General features: G+C 49.7%; 1 protein-coding gene and 1 pseudogene. Both read right to left on the bottom strand.

Annotated elements, in window-relative coordinates; translation table 11 throughout:
* The coding region (locus A3750_RS13125) for a response regulator transcription factor (protein WP_068548352.1) at positions 1-544 on the bottom strand (544 nt) is incomplete at its 3' end.
* Between the two features lie 89 nt (positions 545-633).
* A pseudogene (locus A3750_RS13120) lies at positions 634-921 on the bottom strand (acetyl-coenzyme A synthetase); the annotation flags it as partial.

Genomic DNA, 921 nt, shown 5'->3' with positions numbered 1-921 from the left:
CCGTTGCCTCGGTTACGCCGATTTCGTAGGCGATCTGCTTGTTTAACCAGCCTTCGCGTAGAAAACACAAAACACGGTATTGCTGCGGCGTTAAGGCCGCGACCTTTGCGGCGAGATCACGTTCTTCGTTATCAATTCGGCGCAAACTTTGGCGCACTGTCGCTGGCACCCAAGCCTCGCCATCCATCACCTGCTCAATGGCCTCTTTGATCGTTGTCGGCGACGAAGACTTTGGAATAAAGCCACTTGATCCATGGCCCACACACCGACTAATCGTTTCGGTATCTTCGCGAGCAGAAATGACGATAAGCGGGATGGTCGGGAAACGCTCTCTTACTGTGACAAGTCCAAACAAATCCTGGCTGCCCGGCATATGCAGATCAAGCAATAACAAATCAATATCGGAGTTTTGATCCAGCGCTTTTAGGGTACTTTCGAGATCAGAGGATTCTGTAATGCTTGCTTCAGGTAGGTGCGTATTTAACACACCCAATAAGGCATTTCGAAAAAGGGGGTGGTCATCCGCGATGTGGATTTTATACATTATTATGTCCTTCAAAGCACGACTGCTATAGCCGTAAGCATAGCCTTTTCCTCCCTGAAAAGGCTACCGTATCTGGCACGGAAATCGGACTATGTCTCTTGGCGCCCCTCTATCAAGGCATCGACCACACTTGGATCATTCAGGGTAGAGGTATCGCCCAAATTATCAAACTCGTTGGCGGCGATTTTACGCAAAATTCGGCGCATAATTTTACCCGAACGGGTCTTCGGGAGAGCTTCAACCCATTGAATACAATCCGGAGTGGCAACCGGCCCCATCTCAACGCGCACATGTTGCTTCAATAAGTCCGTCGCGTTTTGCGCTAGCTCGGTTCCAGCCATGGGTGTCACATAGACGTATATCGCTTCACCTTTGAT

The organism is Oleiphilus sp. HI0079, from assembly GCF_001635105.1.
This window is presented reverse-complemented; position numbering and strand designations above follow the sequence as displayed.